The sequence below is a fragment of the Streptomyces tatrensis genome, assembly GCF_049310065.1.
GTDB lineage: Bacteria > Actinomycetota > Actinomycetes > Streptomycetales > Streptomycetaceae > Streptomyces.
The window spans coordinates 2452819-2472900 of sequence record NZ_JBMDLB010000007.1 but is presented as its reverse complement, the minus strand read 5'-3'; the positions used below and the strand labels follow the sequence as shown (position 1 = coordinate 2472900).

Below are 20082 nucleotides of genomic sequence, written 5' to 3'. Positions count from 1 at the left end.
CGTGCAGGCGGGGCGGTTACTCTTGGAAGGCGCGCTGCTTCTGCGGCGCGCCTTTCGTCTTACAAGGAGTACCTGCCATGGCCCGCCCTGTTCCGGGAGAGCTCACTTTCGTCGCCCCTCGTGGAGCGAAGAAGCCGCCCCGGCACCTCGCCGACCTCACCCCCGAGGAGCGCCGGGAGGCCGTCGCCGCGATCGGTGAGAAGCCCTTCCGGGCCAAGCAGCTCTCCCAGCACTACTTCGCCCGGTACGCGCACGACCCGGCCGAGTGGACCGACATCCCGGCCGCCTCTCGCGAGAAGCTCCAGCAGGAGCTGCTGCCGGACCTGATGAACGTCCTGCGCCACATCTCCTGCGATGACGACACCACCCGCAAGACCCTGTGGAAGCTGCACGACGGCACGCTCGTCGAGTCCGTGCTGATGCGCTACCCGGACCGGGTCACCATGTGCATCTCCTCGCAGGCCGGCTGCGGCATGAACTGCCCGTTCTGCGCCACCGGCCAGGCCGGCCTCGACCGCAACCTGTCGACGGCCGAGATCGTCCACCAGATCGTCGACGGCATGCGCGCCCTGCGCGACGGCGAGGTCCCCGGCGGGCCCGCCCGGCTGTCGAACATCGTCTTCATGGGCATGGGCGAGCCGCTCGCCAACTACAACCGCGTCGTCGGCGCCATCCGCCGCCTCACCGACCCGGAGCCCGACGGCCTGGGCCTGTCCCAGCGGGGGATCACCGTCTCCACGGTGGGCCTGGTCCCGGCGATGCTGCGCTTCTCCGACGAGGGCTTCAAATGCCGCCTCGCCGTCTCCCTGCACGCCCCGGACGACGAGCTGCGCGACACCCTGGTCCCCGTGAACACCCGCTGGAACGTCCGCGAGGTGCTCGACGCGGCCTGGGAGTACGCGGAGAAGTCCGGCCGCCGGATCTCCATCGAGTACGCCCTGATCCGCGACATCAACGACCAGGCCTGGCGCGGTGACCTGCTCGGCCGCCTGCTCAAGGGCAAGCGCGTACACGTCAACCTGATCCCGCTGAACCCGACGCCGGGCTCGAAGTGGACCGCCTCGCGGCCCGAGGACGAGAAGGCGTTCGTGGACGCCATCGCCCGTCACGGGGTGCCGGTGACCGTGCGCGACACCCGCGGCCAGGAGATCGACGGCGCGTGCGGCCAGCTCGCCGCCTCGGAGCGCTGATTTCCGCCAGTTGAGGTGTGCATTCGGCCACGGGGTACCCTGTGGCCGAAACCAATTTCATATTCCGACAGGGGAGCGCCACAGCGCTGAGAGTGCGGTATCCGTCACCGCAGACCCTCTGAACCTCGCCCCGGTCATTCGGGGTAGGAAGTTCGGTCATCACTCAAGCTGTTGCGCCCTGCCCGGCGTCCGCTCCACAGAGCGCCGGGCAGGGCCGCGTCTTCTCCTGGACATCCCAGGAGGAATGCACCAATGAGCACCACCAAGAAGATGGCGGGCGTCGCGCTCGTGGCCGCGCTCGGCGTCACCACGCTCAGCGCCTGCGGCGGCGGCACCGCCAAGGACAAGTCCGCCGGGGCGACCGACGCCCCGGCGTCCAAGTCCAGTACCGTCAAGACGATCACCCTCGTCTCCCACGACTCCTTCAACGCGACCGACACGGTCCTCAAGGAGTTCGAGGCGCAGAGCGGCTACACCGTCAAGGTCCTGAAGTCGGGTGACGCGGGCACCGCCCTGAACCAGGAGATCCTCACCAAGGGCTCCCCGCGCGGCGACGTCTTCTTCGGCGTGGACAACACGCTCCTCTCCCGCGCCCTCGACAACGGCATCTTCACGCCGTACGAGGCCAAGGGGCTGGCCGACGTGAAGCCCGAGTTCGTGCTCGACAAGGAGCACCGGGTCACCCCCGTCGACTCCGGCGACATCTGCGTGAACTACGACAAGGCCTACTTCGCCGACAAGAAGCTCGCCCCGCCGCAGACGCTGGACGACCTGATCAAGCCGGAGTACAAGAACCTGCTGGTCACCGAGAACGCCGCGACCTCCTCGCCCGGCCTCGGCTTCCTCCTCGCCTCCGTCGGCAAGTACGGCGACGAGGGCTGGAAGGACTACTGGAGCAAGCTCAAGGCCAACGGCGTCGAGGTCGTCGACGGCTGGGAGCAGGCCTACAACGAGCGCTTCTCCGGCTCGGCGGGCGGCAAGAAGGCCAAGGGCGACCGCCCGCTGGTCGTCTCCTACGCCTCCAGCCCGCCGGTCGAGGTGCTCTACGGGGAGCCGCAGCCGACCGAGGCCCCCACGGGCGTCGCGACGGGTACCTGCTTCCGCCAGATCGAGTTCGCGGGCCTGCTCAAGGGCGCGAAGAACGAGGAGGGCGGCAAGGCGCTCCTGGACTTCCTGATCTCCAAGAAGTTCCAGGAGGACATGCCGCTCCAGATGTTCGTGAACCCGGTGACCAAGAACGCGGCGCTGCCGGAGCTGTTCACCAAGCACGGCGTCGTCATCGCGAAGCCCGAGACGGTCGCCCCGGAGGCCATCGCCAAGAACCGCGACCAGTGGGTCAAGGCGTGGGCCGCGCTTGTCGTGAAGTAGGACCGTTGAGTTCCGTACCGAAGGAGAGCGGGCGGGCCACGGCCGTCAGGCTCGGTCTGATGGCCGTGCCGCTCGCCTTCTTCGGGCTGTTCTTCGCGTACCCCGTGGCCGCGATCGTCGGGCGCGGGCTCAAGACCGACGCCGGCTGGCAGTTCGGCCGGATCGGCGAGGTGCTGGCCCGGCCCGACATCGGCGGCGTGCTCTGGTTCACCACCTGGCAGGCGCTCGCGTCCACGGCGCTCACGCTCCTGATCGCGCTCCCCGGCGCGTACGTCTTCGCGCGCTTCGAGTTCCCCGGCAAGCAACTGCTGCGGGCACTCGTGACGGTGCCGTTCGTCCTGCCGACGGTCGTGGTCGGCACCGCCTTCCTCGCGCTGGTGGGGCGGAACGGTCTGCTGGACGAGGTGTGGGGGATCCGCCTCGACACGACCGTCTGGGCGATCCTGCTCGCGCACGTCTTCTTCAACTACGCCGTCGTCATCCGCACGGTCGGCGGACTGTGGGCGCAGCTCGATCCGCGTCAGGAGGAGGCCGCCCGGATGCTCGGTGCCGGGCGGTTCGCCGCCTGGCGGCGGGTGACGCTGCCCGCGCTGGTGCCGGCGGTGGCCGCGGCCTCGCTGATGGTGTTCCTGTTCACGTTCTCCTCCTTCGGCGTCGTACAGATCCTCGGCGGGCCCGCGTACTCCACCCTGGAGGTGGAGGTCTACCGGCAGACCGCGCAGCTCCTGGACCTGCCGACGGCCGCCGTGCTGACGATGGTGCAGTTCGCGGCCATCGCGGGGATCCTCGGCGTGCACGCCTGGACCGTGCGCAAGCGGGAGACCGCGCTGCGGCTCGTCGACCCGGGCAGGACGACGCACCGGCCGCGCGGCTGGGCCCAGCGGGCCCTGCTCGGCGGGGTGCTGCTGACGGTGGCGCTGCTGATCGTGCTCCCGCTCGGCGTGCTCGTGGAACGCTCCCTCGACGCTCCGGGCGGCTACGGCTTCGGCTTCTACCGGGCGCTCCAGGAGGTGGGGGCCGGCGGCGGAACGTTCCTGGTGCCGCCGATGGAGGCGATCTGGAACTCCCTGCAGTACGCGCTCGCCGCCACCGCCATCGCGCTCGTCGTCGGCGGGCTCGCGGCCGCGGCGCTGACCCGGCGCGCGGGCCGCTTCGTACGGGGCTTCGACGCGCTGCTGATGCTCCCGCTGGGGGTGTCGGCCGTGACCGTCGGCTTCGGCTTCCTCATCACCCTCGACGAGCCGCCGCTGGACCTGCGGACCTCGTGGATCCTGGTGCCGCTGGCGCAGGCGCTGGTGGGCGTTCCCTTCGTCGTGCGGACCATGCTGCCGGTGCTGCGCGCGGTCGACGGGCGGCTGCGGGAGGCCGCCGCCGTGCTCGGCGCCTCACCGCTGCGGGCCTGGCGGGAGGTCGACCTGCCCATGGTGCGGCGGGCCCTGCTGATCGCGGCGGGCTTCGCCTTCGCCGTGTCCCTCGGGGAGTTCGGGGCGACCGTCTTCATCGCGCGGCCCGACCATCCGACGCTGCCGGTCGCCGTGGCGCGGCTGCTGGGGCGGGCCGGGGAGATGAACTACGGGCAGGCGATGGCCCTGAGCACGATCCTGATGCTGACGTGCGCGGTGTCCCTGCTCCTGCTGGAGCGGCTGCGACCCGACAAGACCTCCGGAGAGTTCTGATGACCCTGCTTCAACTGGAAGGGGTGTCGGTCCGCTTCGGTGAGCGCGCGGTCGTGGACGCCGTGGACCTGGCGGTCGCCGAGCACGAGATCGTGTGCGTGCTGGGCCCGAGCGGGAGCGGCAAGTCCACCCTGCTCCGGGTGGTGGCCGGGCTCCAGCCCGTCGCCGGCGGGAGGGTGCTCCTGGGCGGCGCCGACCAGGCCGCAGTGCCCGTACACCGGCGGGGGGTGGGCCTGATGTTCCAGGACCACCAGCTGTTCCCGCACCGGGACGTGGGCGGGAACGTCGCCTTCGGGCTGCGGATGCGGGGTGCTTCGAAGCAGTCCTCCGAGGCCCGGGTCACCGAGCTCCTGGAGCTGGTCGGGCTCCCCGGGGCGCAGGGCCGGGCGGTGGCCTCGCTGTCCGGCGGCGAGCAGCAGCGGGTCGCGCTGGCGCGGGCGCTGGCGCCTTCGCCGCGGCTGCTGATGCTCGACGAGCCGCTCGGGCAGCTGGACCGCGGGCTGCGGGAGCGGCTGGTGGTGGAGCTGCAGGGGCTGTTCTCGCGGCTGGGCACGACCGTGCTGGCCGTTACGCACGACCAGGGCGAGGCGTTCGCACTGGCCGACCGGGTGGTCGTGATGCGGGACGGGCGGATCGCGCAGGTGGGGACGCCGCTGGAGGTGTGGCAGCGGCCGGCGTCGGAGTTCGTGGCGCGGTTCCTCGGCTTCGAGAACGTCGTCCCGGCGGTGGTGTCGGGCGGGGTGGCCTCCACTCCGTGGGGGAAGGTCGCCGTTCCGGCGGGGGCGGTGGACGGGGAACGTCAGGTGCTGATCCGGCCGGCCGGGGTCGTGCTGTCGCCCGAGGGCGGGCTGGGGTGCGAGGTGGTGTCGCGGACCTTCCGGGGGACGCATGTCGCGCTGTTGCTGCGGCCCGAGGTGGGGCCGGTGCTCGAGGCGGAGTGTGACTTGGCCGGGGCGCCCGGGGTGGGGGACCGGGTCGCGGTGAGCTTCGCTCCGGGCGAGGTGGTCGTGCTGCCGCGGGAGTAGGGCCGCTGCGCGGGCGGAGTCCGCACTGCGACCTTTGCCGCTGCGCGGGGCGAAGTCCGCGCAGCGACCCTTGCCGCTGCGCGGGGCGAAGTCCCCTACCCACCCTTCCACCGTTCCCCGGGCTCTGCCCGGACCCGTCCTGGGGCTCCGCCCCAGACCCCGGTCCTCAAACGCCGGACGGCTGAGAAGACCAATCGCCGGACGGCTGAGAAGACCAATCGCCGGGCGGCTGCCTCTTCAGCCGACCGGGGTCGGTTCCGGGGTGGGGACGTCGCCGTGTGCGTCCTCGTGGTTGCCGTACCAGGCGACCGCCACCGCGCCGGTCACCGCCAGGACGAAGCCGAGGACCGCCAGCCAGGCCATGCCGGGGCGGGAGGCGTCGCCGAGCCAGAGCACGCCGATCGCGCCGGGGAGCACGGTTTCACCGACCACCAGGGCGGCGGTGGCGCCGTTCACCGAGCCGATCTGGAGGGCCACGGTGTGCAGGTACATGCCGCCGACCCCCGCCAGGACGATGGCGTACAGGGCCGGGTCGGAGAGGAGGGAGGGGAACGAGAACGGCTCCACGCCGTTCAGGATGCGGACCCCGACGCCCAGCGCGCCGAACGCCAGACCCGACAGCAGGCCCGCCAGGATCGCGGCCCGGCTGCCGAGGAAACGTACCGCCACCGTGCCGCCCACGATGATCAGCACGGTCACGGCCAGCAGCCACCAGTGCGTGGCGGGCGGCGCGTAGTGGCCGCCCTCGTGGCCCGCCGCGGTCGCCAGCAGGACCAGCGCCGCGCAGACGACCCCGATGGAGGTCCATTCCTTGCGGGTCAGCCGGATGCCCAGCATCTTGACGCTCAGCACGGCCGTGATCACCAGGTTGGCGCTGATGACGGTCTGGGAGAGGAAGAGCGGCAGGAGGCGGGCGGCCAGGGCGCCCAGGCCGAAGCCCACGAAGTCCAGGATCGTGCCGACGATGAACTCCCAGGTCATCGCGGCCTTCGCCGTGGAGCTGAGGTTCGGGCCGCCGTGCTGGGTGACCCCGGCGGCGGCGGGCGACATCCGGGCCGCCCGCCGTGAGCCCACGGCTTGCAGGACGGATCCCGTGCCGTAACAGATGGACGCCGCGATAGCGGTCAGCAGGCCTATGAGCACCCGGGGGCTCCGTTCACGTCTGGCAGGTTTTACGTAGTGCGTACCTCTTCCAGACGTGGAAAAGGGGAGAGAAGTTGCCTGGCCGGGTCAGATGGTCCGGCTCAGGTTGTCCGGGTCAGCTCATCGCGGCGAGGGCCGCCGGGACCTCGGCCACCGAGTCGACCAGGGCGATCCGGGACTCCATCGCCCGGCCCCGGGCCAGCGCCTGGAGCAGCGGCCAGGCGGGCAGCCGTTCGGTCCAGTGGGCGCGGTCGACGAGGACCATCGGGGTGGGCTCGCCCCGGGACGCGTAGTAATTGGGCGTCGCGTTGTCGAATATCTCCTGGACCGTGCCCGCCGCGCCGGGCAGGAACACCACGCCCGCGTTGGAGCGGGCGAGCAGCCCGTCCTCCCGGGTGGCGTTCGCGAAGTACTTCGCGATGTGCCCGGCGAAGGGGTTCGGCGGCTCGTGTCCGTAGAACCAGGTCGGGATGCCCACCGAGTCGCCTCCCGTGACCGCCGGCCAGCGTTCCCGTACGGCGAAGGCCGCGCGCGCCCAGTCGGAGACCGACGGGGTGAAGGAGGGGGCCTTGGCCAGCATCCGCAGGGCCTCGGGCAGGGCCTCGTCGGGGGCCGGGGCGAGGTACGCGCCGAGGTTGGCCGCCTCCATCGCGCCGGGGCCGCCGCCGGTGGCCACGGTCAGACCGGAGCGGGTCAGCGTCCGGCCGAGCTCGGCCGCGCCCCGGTAGGCGTCGCCGCCGCGGGCCATGGCGTGGCCGCCCATCACACCGACCACGCGGGCGCCGGCGAGGTGCTCGTCGAGGGCGTCGGAGATGGCGTCGTCGTGGATGGAGCGCAGCATCGAGGAGTAGATGTCCCCGTCCGCCTTGGTCTCCTGGAACCAGGCGTACGCCTCGGCGTCCGGGGTGGCCTCGTAGCCGGTCGATAGCCCGCTGAAGAGCTCCTCGGGCGTGTAGAGCAGGCCCCGGTACGGGTTGAACGGGAGGTCTGGGACGGGCGGGAAGACCAGGGCGCCGTCCGCGCGCACCTTGACCGAGGCGTCCGGTTCCATCGGGCAGCCCAGGAACACGGCGGCCGAGGTGTCGGCGGACAGCAGGGCGAAGGTCCGCTCCAGCAGGTTGACCGACTGGATCCGGTAGCCGCTGAGCGAGCCCCGGGCCACTACCCGGTCGAATTCGGCGAGCGTCTCGATCTCGGTGTCGATGTATCCGTTGACCATTCGGCCCACCCTAAGGGCTGCCCGTCTCAGCGGGTCAATGCCAGCGACGTCAGCTGTGACACACCCCAGCTGAGCGGCAGGCACACCGCGACCAGCGCGGTGGCCCGTACGGTCGCGGCCGTACGGAGGACCTTGCCCGGGGCGCCGAGCCCGGTCAGCGTCTCGCGGGCGGAGGCCCGGGCCTGGTGGACCTCGACCGCGGAAGTGAGCAGGGTGGCGGCCGCGCACAGCACCACCAGGGCGGCGGCGGGCGCGGTCAGCGGGCCGAGCGGGACCTGGAGCCCGCCGTGATCGCGCAGGGCCACGGCGCTGAGTGCGCCCGCCCCGACGGCGCACAGGACACCAAGGGGTGCGCCCAGCCGGGGGGCCTCCTCCTGCAGGGTCCGCCCGGCCAGCAGCCGGAGCGCGCCCGGGCGGACGGCCTGGACGAGCGCTCCGCAGGCGTAGGCCAGGCCCGGACCGGCGAGGGCGAGTCCGAGGGCGGTCAGCGCCCAGCCCGTCGGCATGCCGGCTCCGCCGGGGCGGGAGTAGGCCAGAGCGGCGAGGCCGCAGGCGGTCAGGGCGATGCCCCAGGGCAGTGCGGTCTGCGGCGCGCGCCGGGGGTGCGGGCGCAGGGCGAGGGCGGTGGCGGTCGACGCGGCCACCGGGAGCAGGGCCAGCAGGGTGAGGGCGGCCGCCACGGGCAGGGGCTGGTCGCCGTGGAGCAGCCGTGCCCCGGCGCCGTCGAAGGGCAGCCCGGTCACGTCACCGCGCAGGTGGAGGAAGACGGCCAGGGCCACGGCGCTGCCGAGGGCGCAGGCCACGGCGGTGGAGATCGTCGCGACGAGGGTGAGCCGTACGGGTCCCAGCCCGGCGGCGTCCAGCCCTTCCAGGGGGCGGGTCGCGGGGTCGGTGCGGGCCACGGCGACCGCGAACTGGACGGTGACGGCGAGGGGGACCAGGGCCCACAGCAGCTGAGGGAACGATCCGGCGGGCCGGGCGGTGGCCTGTGCGAGCACGTACAGCAGCAGGAAGCCGCTGCCGGCGGAGGCGGCGGCGACGAGCAGCCGGCGCAACTGGACCAGCGGCCGGGAGCCGCGGGCTAGGCGGAGAGCGAGCACGCGGCCTGGTCCTCCGGGGGCTGGGGGAAGGAGGTCGGGGAGAGTCCGGCCGCGGCCGCCGCGGCGGCGGGGCGGCCGTCCAGCAGGGGGAAGCGCCGGTCGGCGACGGCCGCCGTCTCCTCCTCGTGGGTGGCCAGCAGCACGGTGATGCCGTGGGAGCGGGCGGCCGTGGTGAGGGTGCGCAGCAGCAGGGAGCGCTCGGCGCGGTGCAGCGGGGCGGTGGGCTCGTCGGCGAAGATCACGGCGGGCAGGTGGGCGAGGGCGCGGGCGAGGGCGACGCGCTGGGCCTCGGCCCGGTTGAGGGCGCCGGGGTGCTTGCGGGCGAAGGCGCCGATGTCGAGGCGGTCGAGCCATTCGCAGGCGGCCCGTTTGGCCGTGCGGTGGGGCGCGCCCGCGATCAGCAGCGGCAGGGCGGCGTTCTCCCAGACCCGGAGCTCGGGCAGCAGCCGGGGCTCGGGGCCGATCCAGCCGAAGCGGTCGCGGCGCAGTCGCTCGCGGGCCAGGGTGCCCATGGTGTGCACGGGGACGCTGTTGAACCAGACCTCGCCCTGCTCGGGCCGCAGCTGCCCGGAGAGGCAGTGCAGCAGCGTGGTCTTGCCGCTGCCGCGGGGGCCGGTGACGGCGAGGATCTCTCCCGCGCGGACGCCGACCGAGACTCCGATGAGTCCCGGTGATCCTCCCCCAGACTTCGTCCGGGGGGACCCCCTGTGGGAGTAGTGCAGGGACCGTGCCCAGAGCAGATCGTCCTGGGGCGGGGCACTGTCCGGCCGGGCATTGTCCAGCGCGGCGTTGTCCCGTGGAGCCACCATGGCGTACACCTCCGTCCGGGGGAACGAAGCGGAGCCCGCTTGGTCACTGGCGCCGCAATGAGATGTAAAGAGATGAACGTCTTGGATGGTGACAGCACACGGCCCGGACCCCCGCGTTCTCACTCGAACGGGGGATCCGGGCCGTGTGGTCCGGCAGTTTGCCGCCTGCGGGACGGTGGGAGGACGCCTGCTGGTTAGAGCTTGGTCCAGGCCTCGGTGAGCACGCGGCGCAGGATGCCCTCGATCTCGTCGAAGGTGCCCTGGTCGGCGGTCAGCGGCGGGGCCAGCTGGATGACCGGGTCGCCACGGTCGTCGGCGCGGCAGTACAGGCCGTTCTCGAAGAGCGCCTTGGAGAGGAAGCCGTAGAGCACGCGCTCCGTCTCCTCGTCCGTGAAGGACTCCTTGGTGACCTTGTCCTTGACGAGCTCGATGCCGTAGAAGTAGCCGTTGCCGCGGACGTCGCCGACGATCGGCAGGTCGTGCAGCTTCTCCAGCGTCGAGCGGAAGGCGTCCTCGTTGTCCAGCACGTGCTGGTTGAGGCCTTCCTTGTCGAAGATGTCGAGGTTGGCGAGCGCCACCGCGGAGGACACGGGGTGTCCGCCGAAGGTGTAGCCGTGCAGGAAGGTGTTGTCACCCTTGTAGAACGGCTCGGCGAGGCGGTCCGAGATGATGCAGGCACCGATCGGGGAGTAGCCCGAGGTCATGCCCTTCGCACAGGTGATCATGTCCGGGATGTAGTCGAACTTGTCACAGGCGAACATCGTGCCCAGGCGGCCGAACGCGCAGATCGTCTCGTCGGAGACGAGCAGGACGTCGTACTCGTCGCAGATCTCGCGGACGCGCTGGAAGTAGCCGGGCGGCGGCGGGAAGCAGCCACCGGCGTTCTGCACCGGCTCCAGGAAGACAGCGGCGACGGTGTCGGCGCCCTCGAACAGGATCTCCTGCTCGATCTGGTCGGCGCACCAGCGGCCGTAGGCCTCGGGGTCGTCGCCGTAGATCGGGGCGCGGTAGATGTTGGTGTTGACCACCTTGTGCGCGCCGGGGACCAGCGGCTCGAAGGGGGCCTTGAGGGCCGGCAGGCCGGTGATGGACAGGGCGCCCTGCGGGGTGCCGTGGTAGGCGACCGCACGCGAGATGACCTTGTACTTGGTGTGCTTGCCCTGCAGCTTGAAGTACTGCTTGGCGAGCTTCCAGGCGGTCTCGACCGCTTCGCCGCCACCGGTGGTGAAGAAGACCTTGTTCAGGTCGCCCGGGGCGTAGTGCGCGAGGCGCTCGGCGAGCTCGACGGCCTTGGGGTGCGCGTACGACCAGATGGGGAAGAACGCGAGTTCCTGCGCCTGCTTGTAGGCGACCTCGGCCAGTTCCTTGCGGCCGTGACCGGCGTTGACCACGAACAGGCCGGCGAGGCCGTCGAGGTAGCGCTTGCCCTTGTCGTCGAAGATGTAGGTGCCCTCGCCGCGCACGATGGTGGGTACGGGCGAGTTCTCGTACGACGACATGCGGGTGAAGTGCATCCACAGGTGGTCGTAGGCGGTCTTGGAGAGGTCCTGGCTCACGGCTATCGCGTTCCCCACATGTAGGTCTGCTTCTTCAGCTTCAGGTAAACGAAGCTTTCGGTTGATCGCACGCCGGGGAGCGCGCGGATCTTCTTGTTGATCGTTTCCAGCAAGTGGTCGTCGTCCTCGCAGACGATCTCGACCATCAGGTCGAACGAGCCCGCGGTCATCACCACGTACTCGCACTCGGCCATGGCGGTCAGTGCGTCGGCCACGGGGTCGAGGTCTCCCTCGACGTTGATGCCGACCATCGCCTGGCGCCGCAGGCCCACGGTGAGCGGGTCCGTGACGGCGACGATCTGCATGACGCCCTGGTCGAGAAGCTTCTGTACCCGCTGGCGCACCGCTGCTTCGGACAGGCCGACGGCCTTGCCGATCGCTGCGTAGGGACGGCGACCGTCCTCTTGCAGTTGCTCGATGATCGCCAGGGACACAGCATCGACCGAAGGGGACGGTTGTCTGTTCCTGGAATCTGCGCTTCGACTGACCACGACCTCACTGTGCACGAGGAGTCGTCTGTTCCGCAAGGCGAGAACGATGTAATTCGTTGTTTCGGGAGTCAGATCTCACTGATTCCGTAGTTCGTGATGTGTGGGCCTGTCGAAAACGGCGTCTGAGAGGCTAGGCTGGGTAGCTGTCTCAACCATTGGACATGTGATCACAGGAGTGTGGCTGTAGTGACCACCGAACTGCGTCGTCTGCGCAACTACATCGGCGGGGAGTTCAAGGACGCCGCCGACGGGCGGACCACCGAGGTGGTCAACCCCGCCACGGGCGAGGCGTACGCGACCGCTCCCCTCTCCGGCCAGGCGGACGTCGACGCCGCCATGGCCGCGGCCGCCGCCGCCTTCCCGGCGTGGCGCGACGCGACCCCCTCCGAGCGCCAGAAGGCCCTGCTGAAGATCGCGGACGCCTTCGAGGCCCGCGCGGACGAGCTGGTCGCCACCGAATCGGAGAACACCGGCAAGCCGCTCGGCCTCACGGCCAGCGAGGAGCTGCCGCCGATGGTGGACCAGATCCGCTTCTTCGCGGGCGCCGCGCGCCTGCTGGAGGGCCGCTCGGCCGGCGAGTACATGGAGGGGATGACCTCCATCGTCCGCCGTGAGCCGGTCGGCGTCTGCGCCCAGGTCGCGCCGTGGAACTACCCGATGATGATGGCCGTCTGGAAGTTCGCCCCGGCCATCGCCGCGGGCAACACCGTGGTCCTCAAGCCCTCGGACACCACCCCGGCCTCCACCATCCTGATGGCCGAGATCATCGGCTCGATCCTGCCCAAGGGCGTCTTCAACGTCGTCTGCGGCGACCGCGAGACCGGCCGGGCCATGGTCGAGCACTCCACCCCGGCGATGGCCTCCATCACCGGCTCGGTGCGCGCGGGCATGCAGGTCGCCGAGAGCGCCTCCAAGGACGTCAAGCGCGTCCACCTGGAGCTGGGCGGCAAGGCCCCCGTCGTGGTCTTCGAGGACGCCGACATCGCCAAGGCGGCCGAGGACATCGCCGTCGCGGGCTTCTTCAACGCCGGCCAGGACTGCACCGCGGCCTGTCGCGTACTGGTCCACGAGTCGATCCACGACGAGTTCGTCGCGGCGCTGGCCAAGAACGCGGCCGACACCAAGACCGGCCAGCCGGACGACGAGGACGTGCTCTACGGCCCGCTGAACAACCCGAACCAGCTGAAGCAGGTCGCGGGCTTCATCGAGCGCCTCCCCGCGCACGCCAAGGTCGAGGCGGGCGGCCACCAGGTCGGCGAGAAGGGCTACTTCTACGCCCCGACCGTGGTCTCCGGCCTCAAGCAGGACGACGAGATCATCCAGAACGAGGTCTTCGGCCCCGTCATCACGGTCCAGTCCTTCACCGACGAGGACCAGGCCCTGGCGTACGCGAACGACGTCGAGTTCGCCCTCGCCTCCTCCGTGTGGACCAAGAACCACGGCCGCGCGATGCGGATGTCCAAGAACCTCGACTTCGGCTGCGTGTGGATCAACACCCACATCCCGCTCGTCGCCGAGATGCCCCACGGCGGATACAAGAAGTCCGGCTACGGCAAGGACCTCTCCGCCTACGGCTTCGAGGACTACACGCGCATCAAGCACGTCATGACCTCGCTCGACGGCTGACCCGGCTGACCCGGCTGACCGAAGGCCGGGCGGGCGGCCTGCCGGCCGCCGCATCGACCAGGTCACAGCCTTGAAGGGGCGGGTAGTAGACAACATGTCTATTGCCCGCCCTTTGGCGTTCCACAAGGCTCATCCCATGCCTGAACTCGCCTTCTCCCGCCGCGCGGCGCTGCGCGGCCTCGGTGCCGCGGGCCTGCTGGCCGGCCTCGCCGGCTGTGGTGTCCCGGCCGCGTACGTCCCAGAGAACCGGCGGCAGGGGCAGGACCGCTCCGCCGGCGACCGGAGCGTCTCCTTCTCCAACTGGCCCCTCTACATCGACGCCGACGAAGAGGACGAGAGCAGGCGTCCGACGCTGGACGCCTTCACGGAGAAGACCGGCATCGAGGTCCGGTACACCGAGGAGATCAACGACAACGACGAGTTCTTCGGCAAGATCAGCCCGTCGCTGATGAACCGCCAGCAGACCGGTCACGACCTGGTCGTGGTCAGCGACTGGATGGCCGCCCGCTTCGTCCGCCTGGGCTGGGCCCAGAAGATGGACCGCTCGGCGCAGGCCAACGTGGCCAAGCACCTGGACCCGCAGCTGCGCTCCCCGGCCTTCGACGAGGGCCGGCTGCACACCGTCCCCTGGCAGTCGGGGATCACCGGCATCGCCTACAACCGCAAGGCGCTCGGCCGGGAGATCAAGTCCGTCAAGGACCTGTGGCACCCGGACCTGGCCGGCAAGGTCACCCTCTTCTCCGGCCTCGACGAATCCTTCTCCCTGCTGATGCAGGGCAACGGCGTCGACGTGACCAAGTGGACCGAATCCGACTTCCACCGGATGTGCGACCAGGTGGAGAGCATGGTGAAGAAGAAGCACATCCGCCGCTTCACCGGCAACGACTACACCTCCGACCTCGGCAAGGGCGACGTGCTGGCCTGCCAGGCCTACTCCGGAGACGTGATCCAGCTCCAGGCCGACAACCCGGACATCGAGTTCGTGGTTCCCGAGGAGGGCGGCGAGCTCTGGGCGGAGAGCCTGCTCGTCCCCAACCTCGCCCGGCACAAGGCCAACGCGGAAGCCCTGATCGACTTCTACTACGACCCGGAGGTGGCCGCGCTGCTCGCGGCCTACGTCAACTACGTCTGCCCGGTCCCGGCCGCCCGCGAGGTTCTGGCCGCCTCCGACGACCAGGAGACCGCCGAACTGGCCGAGAACCCGCTGATCTTCCCCGACGAGGACATGCGCAAGCGGCTCGTCGTCGCCCGGGACATCTCCTCGGTGGAGCGCTCGTCCTTCGCCAAGCGCTGGAACGGCATCGTCGGCCTTTGAGAATCGCCGGCCCGTGAGATCCGGGGCCCGGTCTCGGCCCCGGTCTCGGTCCGGCCACAGAACTGAACATGTTCAGCAATTCTGCTGAACATGTTCAGAAAGCTGCGTAGGCTTCCTTCCATGAGCGAGAGAAGCGCCCTTCAGCGGCGGATCCGTGCCTGGCTTGCCCTGTTCCTCGTCTGCCTCGTGCTGAGCGGACTCACCGCCTTCCCCCTGGTGAGCGAACTCCACTGGGCCAATGCCCTGGTGGACAACGCGTGGCTGCGCCGTGTCGGCGACGGGCTGGAGCGGGCGGACTCCGAATACCCCTTCCTCCTCTACGGCACGGACTGGCTCGCCTTCGCCCATCTGGTGATCGCGGTGTTCTTCTACGGAGTCCACCGCGACCCCGTCCGCAACGTCTGGATCGTCGAGGCCGGCATGATCGCCTGCGCCGGCATCGTCCCGCTGGCCCTCATCTGCGCTCCCATCCGGGGCATCCCGGCCTGGTGGTCGCTGATCGACATCTCGTTCGGTGTCTTCGGAGTGATCCCGCTGCTGATCCTGCGGCGCATGATCAAGCGGCTGGAGGCCATGCCGACGGACCCCGGCCGGGAGCCGACCGCGGCCCAGACCGTGGCCCCGACCGCGGATCCGGCCGAGGCCCGGGGCTGAGTCCGCACTACTCGGCGAAGGCGGCCATGATGATGCCGAGGGCCACCGGGTTCATGTCCTGGCCCTTGGCATCGGTCGAGTTGACCGAGTACACGAGGGTGCGGGACAGGTCGCGGGTCCCGCCTATCGCCGTGTTGTAGCCGTGCCGGCCGCCCGTCTTGCCCCAGCCGACCGTGCCGTCCGGCAGCTTCAACCGCGACAGCCCGGCCGTCAGCGTCGCGGACTTGCCCGAGACGAAGTCCTTCACCCCGGGGACCGTGAACATCTCCTCCAGCTGCGCCGCCGGCACGATCCGTCCGCTGAACAGGGCGACGGTGAACCGCTCCAGATCGGCCGTGGTGGAGATGATGTCGCCCGCCGCCCACCGGTCCGAGGAGTTCCACTCCGTCACGTCCCGCAGCTCGGTGGAACCGTCCTCCCGCGCCACCGCCTTGTACCCGTGGTTGTGGCGACCCGGTATGCGGGTCTGGAAACGGCCCGGGAACGAGGTGTCCCGCAGCCCCGGCGGCCGCAGCACCCGCGCCGCGACCGCCTTCTCGTACGTCGTGCCCGTCACCTTCTCGATCAGCACGCCCAGCACCGTGTAGTTGATGTTCAGCGGGATCCAGCGAAGAACCCCGGGCCTTCAGGATCGGGAGCAATCGCCTCTTCGAGACTGCTCTGGCGTGCACGTATTCGGATATCCGGGCCTGTTGTCGGTAGCTGCCGTTACGGTGAACGTATGCACCTCGTTGTGCGGGTGAAGCTGATGCCGGATGCCGCGCAGGCACCCGCGCTGGCAGCGACCCTACGCATGGTCAACGAGCGGGCCAACTGGGTGTCCGCCGTGGCGTTCGAGCACGGCGTGCCGCGTGAGCACGAGCTGCGCACGCACACCTACGCCGAGCTGAAAGCCTCCGGTCTCGGGGCGCAGGCAGCCCAGCATGTGATCAAGAAGACCCGCGACGCCTACACCACGTTGAAGGCGAACATCCGGGCGGGGAACCTGGGCAGGCCCGGCTCGAAGCGCAGGGTCAAGGCGGAGTCGAAGCCGATCACGTTCCGGCCGGAGGCCGCGCAGCCGTACGACGATCGGTGTCTCAGTTGGCAGTACGACGCGCGGACCGTCAGCATCTGGACCATCGGCGGGCGGCTCAAGAACGTCCGATTCGCCTGCTCCGCCAAGGCGTTCACGATGCTCCGCGAGTACCGCAAGGGCGAGTCGGACCTGATCGAGCGCGGCGGCGTGTTCTACCTGATCGCGGTGTGCGAGATTCCCGAAGCCCCGGTCAACGAGAAGCCGTCCGCGTTTATCGGTGTGGACCTCGGTATCGTCAACATCGTCACCACATCCACCGGTTACCGGGCCGCCGGGCGCGGCTTGAACCGGCACCGCAAGCGGCAGCTCGAGCTGCGCCGCAAGTTGCAGGCCAAGGGCACCCAGTCTGCCAAACGGCGGCTCAAGCACCGCGGCCGCAAAGAGGCGCGGCACGCGGCGAACATCAACCACATCATCTCGAAGAAGATCGTCACCACCGCTGAACGCACCGGACGCGGTATCGCCCTGGAAGACCTGACGGGCATCCGCGACCGGGTACGGCTCCGCAAGGACCAGCGGACACAACTGCATGCGTGGAGCTTCCACCAGCTCGGCCAGTTCATCGCTTACAAGGCGCGGCGGGCCGGGGTCCCGCTGGTGTACGTCGATCCGGCGTACACCAGCCAGGAATGCTCCGAGTGCGGACACATCGACCGGAAGAACCGAGTCGATCAAGCAACGTTCGCGTGCCGCGCCTGCGGCGTCATGATGCACGCGGACGACAACGCGTCTCACAACATCGACCGCAAGGGCGAAGCTGTGTGGACTGCGGGGCGTGAGTCACGCGTCCCAGCCACCCCATAGGTGGTCTGGACGGAGGAGATGACCTGGCAGCCAGTCGGGCTCTACCTCCAAGCCCGGTCCTTCAGGAGCGGGTCAAGCTGACGTAGTGCTGGGCCGTGCCCGGAGCGGACTCGGGGCTTCTGGCCACCGCACCCGCGATCTGGTCGTGCGGAGCGGTCACATCGAAGCGGTGCTCCCACTGCGCCTCGAAGGAGTCGCCCGGACCGTCGGCCGCCGGTATCGGTCGCCTCGCGCCCGCTGCGGATGTCCGCGACGCCGGAACTGCTTTGCCGGCTGCCGCTCATGCTGCACCAGCGCGCCGTCGCGTCCTTGTGGAGCGTACCCAGCCCTGCGATCGCCGGCCCCGGCGTGCTTGACCACATTCGTCAGCGCCTCCTGCACCACCCGGTGCACCGTCGCCTCCAGCGCCGCAGGCAGGGCGCGCACCGAGCCCGTGCGCTCGTAGGTCACCTCCGGCCCGCTGCCCCGGACCCGCTCCAGCAGCCCCGCCAGCTCCCCGATGCCGGGCTGCGGCGAGCGCGGCGCCGCTTCGTCGGTGCGCAGCACCCCCAGCATCGTGCGGAGTTGGGCCATCGCGTCGCGGCCCGTCTCCGCGATGGCCGCGAAGGCGGCCTCGGCCCGCTCGGGGGCCCTGCGCACGGCCACCGGACCGGCCTCCGCCTGCACGATCACGATGCTCACCGCGTGCGAGAGGATGTCGTGCATCTCCCGTGCGATCCGGGCCCGTTCGCGCGCGGCCGCCTGCTCCGCCTCGATCCGGTTCGCCCGCTCCAGCTGGGCGGCCCGGTCCAGGAGGGCCGCCGTGTACGCCTGCCGGGTGTGCTGGAGCCGGCCCAGCGCGTACGCGGCGCCGGAGACGAAGAAGGTGAAGAGCAGTTCGCGCGCGGTCCCGGTGTTCCAGTACACCGACAGGGCGACCGTGAGGACCGTGAGCCCGCCCACCGCCAGCCGTACCCGGGTCGCGCAGTGCAGGGCGACCGTGTAGAAGGCGAGCAGTCCCGCGTACGGAAGCGGTTGCCCGGGGCCGTCGCCCCCCAGGTTGTACGCGCCGCCGGCCACCAGGATCGCGACCAGCACCGTCACCGGAGCCCGCCGCCGCCAGATCAGCGGCAGCACGCCGAGCGTGGTCATCGCGTACGAGGCCCAGTCCGCGGGCGGCGCCCCGGCCGGCCGGGGCACCACGAAGGGCATCGTGACGGCCAGTTGCACCAGCAGCGTCAGCCCCAGGTCCTGCCGGCGCGGCCCGGCCCGCCGGATCCACGCCCCGAGCTCCCCCCAGACGCGCATCACCGGCCGAGCTCGGCCCGTACGGCTCCCAGCGCGTCCACCCGGTTCGTCGTGATCGAGTCCACCCCGGCCCTGACCAGCGCGCGCATCGAGCGCTTCGTGTCCGGGGTCCAGGCCGACACCAGCAGGCCGTCCCGGTGCAGGGCGTCCACCAGTTCCGGGCCGACCAGCCCGAAGCGGTAGTTGAGCCAGCTCGGGGCCACCGCGTCGATCAGTACCCGGCGCGGGGGAGCCAGGGTGGTCCACGTCAGCGCGATCTCGGCGCCCGGATCGGCGGCGCGCACCGCCAGCATGGTGCCCGGGCCCGCGCAGTAGTACGTACGGTCGCGGGCCCCGCACTCGCGGACCTGGCCGACGACGGTCCGTACGGTCTCGGCCGTCGCACCCGGCAGATCGACCATGACCCGGCCCGCACCGGCGGCCGCCAGGGCCTCGCGCAGCGTCGGGATCCCGCCGTCCGTCAGCTCCCGCAGCTGCGGGGCCGTGACGTCTTCGAGCCGTACGTCATGGCCCCACAGCCGCTGGAGGTCCTCGTCGTGGAGCAGTACGGGCACCCCGTCGCGGGTCGTCCGCACGTCGATCTCCACCGCGTCCGCCCCCCGGCCGAAGGCGGAGCGGATCGAGGGCAGGGTGTTCTCGCGGACGCGGTAGGGATCCCCGCGGTGGCCGACGGCAGTCAGGGTGCGCATGCACCCATTCTGCTGGGGCGTCAGGAAGCCAGCCAGGCGGAGGTGTACGTGTCGATCTCGGCGGTCAGCTTCGCCTTGCCGGCCGGGTCCAGGAAGGAGGCCTCGACGGCGTTCTTCGCGAGCTGGGCGAGACCGCGCTCGTCGAGGTCGAGCAGCCGCGCGGCCACCGCGTACTCGTTGTTGAGGTCGGAGCCGAACATCGGCGGGTCGTCGCTGTTGATGGTGACGAGCACGCCGGCCGCCACCATCTCCTTGACGGGGTGCTCGTCGAGGGTGGCGACGGCGCGGGTGGCGATGTTGGAGGTGGGGCAGACCTCCAGCGCGATGCGGTGCTCGGCGAGGTAGGCGAGCAGCTCCGGGTCGCGGGTGGCGCTGGTGCCGTGGCCGATGCGCTCGGCGCCCAGCTCGCGGATCGCGTCCCAGATGGTCTCGGGGCCGGTGGTCTCGCCGGCGTGCGGCACGCTGTGCAGGCCGGCGGCGCGGGCGGCGTCGAAGTACGGCTTGAACTGCGGGCGCGGCACCCCGACCTCGGGGCCGCCCAGGCCGAAGGAGACCAGGCCCTCGGGGCGCAGGTCCAGGGCGAGGCGGGCGGTCTCCGCGGCGGCTTCCTCGCCGGCTTCGCCGGGGATGTCGAAGCACCAGCGCAGGATCACGCCGAGCTCGGCCTCGGCGGCCTTGCGGGCGTCCTCGATGGCCTCCATGAAGGCCTTCTCGTCGATCCCGCGGCGGGTGGAGGAGTACGGGGTGATCGTGAGCTCGGCGTAGCGGATGTTCTGCCGGGCCATGTCGCGGGCGATCTCGAAGGTGAGGTGGCGCACGTCGTCGGGGGTGCGGACCAGGTCGACGACGGAGAGGTAGACCTCGATGAAGTGCGCGAAGTCGGTGAAGGTGAAGTAGTCGGCGATGGCCTCGGGGTCCGTGGGGACCTTGGAGTCGGGGTGCCGGGAGGCGAGTTCGGCCACGATGCGGGGGGAGGCCGAGCCGACGTGGTGGACGTGCAGTTCGGCCTTGGGCAGCCCCGCGATGAAGGGGTGCAGGTCGGTCATGAGGGT

Annotated in this window: 17 protein-coding genes and 1 pseudogene; 8 read left to right on the top strand and 10 right to left on the bottom strand. The window is 70.7% G+C overall.

The genetic code is table 11. The features are described 5' to 3' along the window. Nucleotides 1-77 precede the first annotated feature (77 nt). The 4 genes from rlmN to ACODT5_RS14350 all read left to right on the top strand — a co-directional run bounded on the left by rlmN (nucleotide 78) and on the right by ACODT5_RS14350 (nucleotide 5259). The gene (rlmN, locus tag ACODT5_RS14365; RefSeq protein ID WP_422519534.1) at nucleotides 78-1190 is read left to right on the top strand and encodes a dual-specificity RNA methyltransferase RlmN; all 1113 of its coding nucleotides are present in this window, start codon (nucleotides 78-80) and stop codon (nucleotides 1188-1190) included. Between the two features lie 252 nt (nucleotides 1191-1442). Beyond that, nucleotides 1443-2558, top strand: a complete 1116-nt coding sequence (locus tag ACODT5_RS14360; RefSeq protein ID WP_422519533.1) for a thiamine ABC transporter substrate-binding protein — start codon at nucleotides 1443-1445, stop codon at nucleotides 2556-2558. 59 nt (nucleotides 2559-2617) lie between these two features. Next, nucleotides 2618-4234 (top strand): ABC transporter permease, encoded by a 1617-nt coding sequence (locus ACODT5_RS14355; protein ID WP_422519660.1) that lies wholly within the window; start codon nucleotides 2618-2620, stop codon nucleotides 4232-4234. Further along, a complete protein-coding gene (locus tag ACODT5_RS14350; RefSeq protein WP_422519532.1) occupies nucleotides 4234-5259 on the top strand; it encodes an ABC transporter ATP-binding protein in 1026 nt (341 codons plus the stop codon). The genes ACODT5_RS14355 and ACODT5_RS14350 overlap by 1 nt, the downstream gene beginning before the upstream one ends. A 237-nt stretch (nucleotides 5260-5496) precedes the next feature. Here the strand turns inward: ACODT5_RS14350 and ACODT5_RS14345 are convergent, their stop codons facing one another. From ACODT5_RS14345 to ACODT5_RS14320, 6 genes are all read right to left on the bottom strand, one after another. Then, complete coding sequence (locus ACODT5_RS14345; protein ID WP_422519531.1) at nucleotides 5497-6402, bottom strand: DMT family protein; 906 nt, start codon at nucleotides 6400-6402, stop codon at nucleotides 5497-5499. A 115-nt stretch (nucleotides 6403-6517) separates the two neighbouring features. After that, nucleotides 6518-7621: an LOG family protein gene (locus tag ACODT5_RS14340; RefSeq protein ID WP_422519530.1), complete on the bottom strand. Its 1104-nt coding sequence runs from the start codon at nucleotides 7619-7621 to the stop codon at nucleotides 6518-6520. A 26-nt stretch (nucleotides 7622-7647) separates the two neighbouring features. Continuing rightward, entirely contained in the window at nucleotides 7648-8721 is a 1074-nt protein-coding gene (locus tag ACODT5_RS14335; protein WP_422519529.1) for a hypothetical protein, read from the bottom strand. Continuing rightward, nucleotides 8703-9530, bottom strand: a complete 828-nt coding sequence (locus tag ACODT5_RS14330) for an ABC transporter ATP-binding protein (protein ID WP_422519528.1) — start codon at nucleotides 9528-9530, stop codon at nucleotides 8703-8705. Before ACODT5_RS14330 ends, ACODT5_RS14335 begins: the two co-directional genes overlap by 19 nt. A 194-nt stretch (nucleotides 9531-9724) precedes the next feature. Further along, complete coding sequence (locus tag ACODT5_RS14325) at nucleotides 9725-11104, bottom strand: aspartate aminotransferase family protein (RefSeq protein ID WP_250743863.1); 1380 nt, start codon at nucleotides 11102-11104, stop codon at nucleotides 9725-9727. Then, on the bottom strand, nucleotides 11089-11592 hold the full coding sequence (locus tag ACODT5_RS14320) for an Lrp/AsnC family transcriptional regulator (RefSeq protein WP_073910973.1): 504 nt from the start codon (nucleotides 11590-11592) through the stop codon (nucleotides 11089-11091). The genes ACODT5_RS14325 and ACODT5_RS14320 overlap by 16 nt, the downstream gene beginning before the upstream one ends. Nucleotides 11593-11763: 171 nt before the next feature. Here ACODT5_RS14320 and ACODT5_RS14315 point away from each other — a divergent pair, with 171 nt between their 5' ends. The 3 genes from ACODT5_RS14315 (at nucleotide 11764) to ACODT5_RS14305 (ending at nucleotide 15172) form a co-directional block, all read left to right on the top strand. After that, on the top strand, nucleotides 11764-13203 hold the full coding sequence (locus ACODT5_RS14315) for a gamma-aminobutyraldehyde dehydrogenase (protein ID WP_422519527.1): 1440 nt from the start codon (nucleotides 11764-11766) through the stop codon (nucleotides 13201-13203). Between the two features lie 136 nt (nucleotides 13204-13339). Then, nucleotides 13340-14518, top strand: a complete 1179-nt coding sequence (locus ACODT5_RS14310) for a polyamine ABC transporter substrate-binding protein (RefSeq protein ID WP_422519526.1) — start codon at nucleotides 13340-13342, stop codon at nucleotides 14516-14518. 120 nt (nucleotides 14519-14638) lie between these two features. Continuing rightward, the gene (locus tag ACODT5_RS14305) at nucleotides 14639-15172 is read left to right on the top strand and encodes a hypothetical protein (RefSeq protein ID WP_422519525.1); all 534 of its coding nucleotides are present in this window, start codon (nucleotides 14639-14641) and stop codon (nucleotides 15170-15172) included. A 7-nt stretch (nucleotides 15173-15179) separates the two neighbouring features. Here ACODT5_RS14305 and ACODT5_RS14300 read toward each other — a convergent pair. Beyond that, a pseudogene (locus tag ACODT5_RS14300) lies at nucleotides 15180-15770 on the bottom strand (serine hydrolase domain-containing protein); the annotation flags it as partial. 123 nt (nucleotides 15771-15893) lie between these two features. Between ACODT5_RS14300 and ACODT5_RS14295 the strand changes: the two are divergent. Next, the gene (locus ACODT5_RS14295) at nucleotides 15894-17054 is read left to right on the top strand and encodes an RNA-guided endonuclease InsQ/TnpB family protein (RefSeq protein ID WP_422519524.1); all 1161 of its coding nucleotides are present in this window, start codon (nucleotides 15894-15896) and stop codon (nucleotides 17052-17054) included. Nucleotides 17055-17210: 156 nt separating this feature from the next. Here the strand turns inward: ACODT5_RS14295 and ACODT5_RS14290 are convergent, their stop codons facing one another. The 3 genes from ACODT5_RS14290 to ACODT5_RS14280 are packed head-to-tail and all read right to left on the bottom strand — an operon-like array spanning nucleotide 17211 to nucleotide 20076. Continuing rightward, on the bottom strand, nucleotides 17211-18341 hold the full coding sequence (locus ACODT5_RS14290; protein ID WP_422519659.1) for a sensor histidine kinase: 1131 nt from the start codon (nucleotides 18339-18341) through the stop codon (nucleotides 17211-17213). Then, complete coding sequence (locus ACODT5_RS14285) at nucleotides 18341-19030, bottom strand: glycerophosphodiester phosphodiesterase (protein ID WP_422519523.1); 690 nt, start codon at nucleotides 19028-19030, stop codon at nucleotides 18341-18343. The genes ACODT5_RS14290 and ACODT5_RS14285 overlap by 1 nt, the downstream gene beginning before the upstream one ends. Before the next feature lie 20 nt (nucleotides 19031-19050). Beyond that, nucleotides 19051-20076, bottom strand: a complete 1026-nt coding sequence (locus tag ACODT5_RS14280) for an adenosine deaminase (RefSeq protein ID WP_422519522.1) — start codon at nucleotides 20074-20076, stop codon at nucleotides 19051-19053. Between the last annotated feature and the right edge of the window lie 6 nt (nucleotides 20077-20082).

Bases quoted from the DNA above. Each gene is read 5' to 3' on its own strand.
- ACODT5_RS14305 (WP_422519525.1), top strand. From the start codon at position 14,639: ATGAGCGAGAGAAGCGCCCTTCAGCGGCGGATCCGTGCCTGGCTTGCC.
- ACODT5_RS14360 (WP_422519533.1), top strand. From the start codon at position 1,443: ATGAGCACCACCAAGAAGATGGCGGGCGTCGCGCTCGTGGCCGCGCTC.
- ACODT5_RS14350 (WP_422519532.1), top strand. From the start codon at position 4,234: ATGACCCTGCTTCAACTGGAAGGGGTGTCGGTCCGCTTCGGTGAGCGC.
- ACODT5_RS14340 (WP_422519530.1), bottom strand. From the start codon at position 7,621: ATGGTCAACGGATACATCGACACCGAGATCGAGACGCTCGCCGAATTC.
- ACODT5_RS14290 (WP_422519659.1), bottom strand. From the start codon at position 18,341: ATGCGCGTCTGGGGGGAGCTCGGGGCGTGGATCCGGCGGGCCGGGCCG.
- ACODT5_RS14355 (WP_422519660.1), top strand. From the start codon at position 2,618: ATGGCCGTGCCGCTCGCCTTCTTCGGGCTGTTCTTCGCGTACCCCGTG.
- ACODT5_RS14295 (WP_422519524.1), top strand. From the start codon at position 15,894: ATGCACCTCGTTGTGCGGGTGAAGCTGATGCCGGATGCCGCGCAGGCA.
- ACODT5_RS14310 (WP_422519526.1), top strand. From the start codon at position 13,340: ATGCCTGAACTCGCCTTCTCCCGCCGCGCGGCGCTGCGCGGCCTCGGT.
- ACODT5_RS14285 (WP_422519523.1), bottom strand. From the start codon at position 19,030: ATGCGCACCCTGACTGCCGTCGGCCACCGCGGGGATCCCTACCGCGTC.
- ACODT5_RS14330 (WP_422519528.1), bottom strand. From the start codon at position 9,530: ATGGTGGCTCCACGGGACAACGCCGCGCTGGACAATGCCCGGCCGGAC.
- rlmN (WP_422519534.1), top strand. From the start codon at position 78: ATGGCCCGCCCTGTTCCGGGAGAGCTCACTTTCGTCGCCCCTCGTGGA.
- ACODT5_RS14280 (WP_422519522.1), bottom strand. From the start codon at position 20,076: ATGACCGACCTGCACCCCTTCATCGCGGGGCTGCCCAAGGCCGAACTG.